The sequence below is a fragment of the Varibaculum vaginae genome (genome assembly GCF_900604285.1).
GTDB classification, from domain to species: Bacteria; Actinomycetota; Actinomycetes; order Actinomycetales; family Actinomycetaceae; genus Varibaculum; species Varibaculum vaginae.
Genome location: NZ_UWNY01000006.1, coordinates 1 through 2568 on the forward strand (window position 1 = coordinate 1; position 2568 = coordinate 2568).

At 52.8% G+C, this 2568-nt stretch carries 4 protein-coding genes and 1 pseudogene; 2 read left to right on the plus strand and 3 right to left on the minus strand.

What is annotated here, in order from left to right; all coding sequences use genetic code 11:
- A pseudogene (locus EFB02_RS08630) lies at window positions 1–341 on the minus strand (phage tail protein); the annotation flags it as partial.
- A 94-nt stretch (window positions 342–435) separates the two neighbouring features.
- Between EFB02_RS08630 and EFB02_RS08635 the strand changes: the two are divergent.
- Both EFB02_RS08635 and EFB02_RS08640 read left to right on the plus strand, forming a co-directional pair.
- A complete protein-coding gene (locus EFB02_RS08635; RefSeq protein ID WP_122821182.1) occupies window positions 436–888 on the plus strand; it encodes a hypothetical protein in 453 nt (150 codons plus the stop codon).
- 3 nt (window positions 889–891) lie between these two features.
- Window positions 892–1089 (plus strand): helix-turn-helix transcriptional regulator, encoded by a 198-nt coding sequence (locus EFB02_RS08640; RefSeq protein ID WP_004014542.1) that lies wholly within the window; start codon window positions 892–894, stop codon window positions 1087–1089.
- Window positions 1090–1279: 190 nt separating this feature from the next.
- On the opposite strand, the gene EFB02_RS08645 is transcribed toward EFB02_RS08640, so the two are convergent.
- A complete protein-coding gene (locus tag EFB02_RS08645) occupies window positions 1280–1705 on the minus strand; it encodes a polysaccharide deacetylase family protein (RefSeq protein ID WP_122821183.1) in 426 nt (141 codons plus the stop codon).
- 15 nt (window positions 1706–1720) lie between these two features.
- Complete coding sequence (locus EFB02_RS08650) at window positions 1721–2329, minus strand: major tail protein (RefSeq protein WP_122821184.1); 609 nt, start codon at window positions 2327–2329, stop codon at window positions 1721–1723.
- Between the last annotated feature and the right edge of the window lie 239 nt (window positions 2330–2568).

Below are 2568 nucleotides of genomic sequence, written 5' to 3' on the forward strand. Positions count from 1 at the left end.
TTAAGCTCACCCTCAAGACCATTCAAAGTCGCCTGGGCGTTATTGAGCTGAATCTGCCAATTCTTCGTTCGAGAATCATTTTCCCCAAAACTGGTAGCCGAGTTATCAAGAGCGCTCTTAAGGGTCTGGATCTTGGCTTTTTGCGCCTCAATCTCTTTGCCCAAAACCTGGTTACGAGAAGTCAACGCTGAAGCTGACTTATCGTTCTTATCGAACTGAGAAGCCACCAACTTCATCTCGGATCCCAAAACCCGCATCTCACGATTAATGTCCGTGATCGCGCGCTTAAACTCCCGCTCACCCTCAAGGCCAATCTTCAAACCAAAAGATGAATCAGCCATGGGAGGGATCCTTTCACAAATAATGTCAAATACACTTGACGTAAAGTGTCTTTGACATTAGGGTGGTGGTTGTTAGAGCAGATTAGGAGAATGTATGGAGCCCATCGTGGAAGAGGTAACTACCAAACGACCGGCGTGGGGGTATGTGCGCAAAACGAAGATTCCAGCGATCTTCCCGGCGGTGCCCGTAGGGGCGTTACTGGCGATTGGTGCCGCCGTGTTCAAGGTGGCGGCCAATCCGACTGGCCCGTACCGATGGGCGGCGGTGGCGATACTCGCAGCCTGTTTGGCCGGTCCTCTCATCGCCTTGGTGTGGATGCTAATCGTTGACCGCTCAAGTCTGCCGGGGGCGACCGCCCATCCAGAACAAGCCGTGGAGCACCACTGGCACTCGCTCGCAGCCACGAATACTTTCCTAATCACCATCGCAGCAGCAGGCATCGGCGCAGCAGTAACATCAGGTAACGTCTCATTCGTGTTGGCAGGAATTGTCGTGTTCGAATTCCTTGTCTACGGGGTTTCCTATTTGTGGGCGAAACACAGGTAAGTCGTGAAAAACAATCTCGTCACGCTCCGCAAACAGGCCGGCTGGTCACAAGAAAAACTCGCCGAACTACTCGGAGTCAGCCGCCAAACCGTGATCTCCATCGAAAAAGGCCGCTTCGACCCCTCCCTGCCCTTAGCCTTTACTATCGCGAAAACCTTCAACTGCAAGATTGAAGACATCTTCACCCCAGACGACGCCTAGACCCCTTCAGGTACCACATCATCAATAAACCAGATGCGTTTCGGCTGGGCTCTGCCGGTTTCGATGCGCCAACAATCCACCAGGTCCAATAGTTCACCGAATATGGTCAGTTCGATTTGCCTGCGGGTCAGTCCCAGGTGGGCGAGCCCGATATAGGTCAGGCGGGTAAAAATTGCCTCATCACTATCTATTAGGTGTCCTTTTTCCTGGTTTGCCCTTTTGGGTCTGGGGCCTCGGTCATGATTGCTCGCCGGGTGCCGCGTTGGAGTGCCTGGGCGATAGCCTCCCGATAGTCAGCTAAATCTGCAGGCACAGTTAGTAACTCCACCGCTTCTGCGGTCAGCTCTGGGCGCTTATCGTCTGGATGGGTGAGGTTGTGTATTTGTACGGACTGGTTAGCGAGCAGGGCGATGAGCCAGATTACCTCACCGAGCGACTTATCCATATCTTCGCTAGTTTCCAGGGCTTGACCTAAATGTTCTAGCCCTCCGTAACGTTGAGCTATCAGGCGGGTCGCGCGGGTAGTCAGGACGAGTTCGTATTCTTGACCTGCGATAGTGATTGTCGCGCTTTTTAAAGAGCTGCTGGTCGGTCTGGTTTGGGTTTTCGCTGGCATGGCTTACCTGCTGTTCTAGTTGTTTGTCGGTTTAATACTGGTTGTAGCGGCAGGCTCATACACCTGGGTGTACCAGCCAGTAATGGTTTCAGGCTTTACACCGACCGCTCCTTCGGTGACTTCGGCTTTCCACGGGTGCTTACCGGTAGCGTCTGGTTTGTTACGGCGCAGGATCGTTCCCTCAATACTCGGGGTAGAGAACGTGATCGAATCAGCTTTGGTCGCCAGCGTGGTTCCCGGCAGAGCAAATTTGACGCGGTAAAGCCAAAAATACTGGTACTTCCCGTTAGAGCGTGCAGCTCTAAAACCAATAGCCACGGGTGCGCCACCATCCTCAGAAGTGCTGATAAGTACCCCGTTCGCGTCCAGTCTCGCACCAGTTAAAGCAGCTGCAGCCTCAGCCCCGAGATCATCAACCCCAAGAGTGAGGGTTCCAGATTTGAATTCCTTGACAATCTCGGATGCCCCGTCATCGGCATACAAAATAGCCTCAGCCACCTCCACAGACAATTCTGCAGATATTGCTTTAGCGAGCGGTTTAGGTGTGGCATAGGTTTCCTCACCGCTGGTGGGATCTTCGCTAATGCTCGCGTAGTAGAGCTTGTCTAAACCAATAGTTGCCATGATATTTCCTTTCTGTTGGATCCTCGTTTTGAGGGGTGAAATGCTTTTCTCGGTTATTCATATGGTTAGGTGTGTGTGAACGAGGGGCGTGGTTGTGATTGCGCGTGGTAAAGCGGTAGAGCTTTTTCTGGTCGATGGAACCCCAGGTGGTATGGCTACTGCGGGGATAGCGGATTGGACGGGGATCCTCACCTCTGCACGCCGCGATCAACTTTCCCAGCTTTATAAGCGAGAGGAAG

Excerpts from the sequence above, each read along its gene's own strand:
- EFB02_RS08650 (WP_122821184.1), bottom strand. The coding sequence starts at position 2,329 with ATGGCAACTATTGGTTTAGACAAGCTCTACTACGCGAGCATTAGCGAA.
- EFB02_RS08645 (WP_122821183.1), bottom strand. The coding sequence starts at position 1,705 with ATGCCAGCGAAAACCCAAACCAGACCGACCAGCAGCTCTTTAAAAAGC.
- EFB02_RS08635 (WP_122821182.1), top strand. The coding sequence starts at position 436 with ATGGAGCCCATCGTGGAAGAGGTAACTACCAAACGACCGGCGTGGGGG.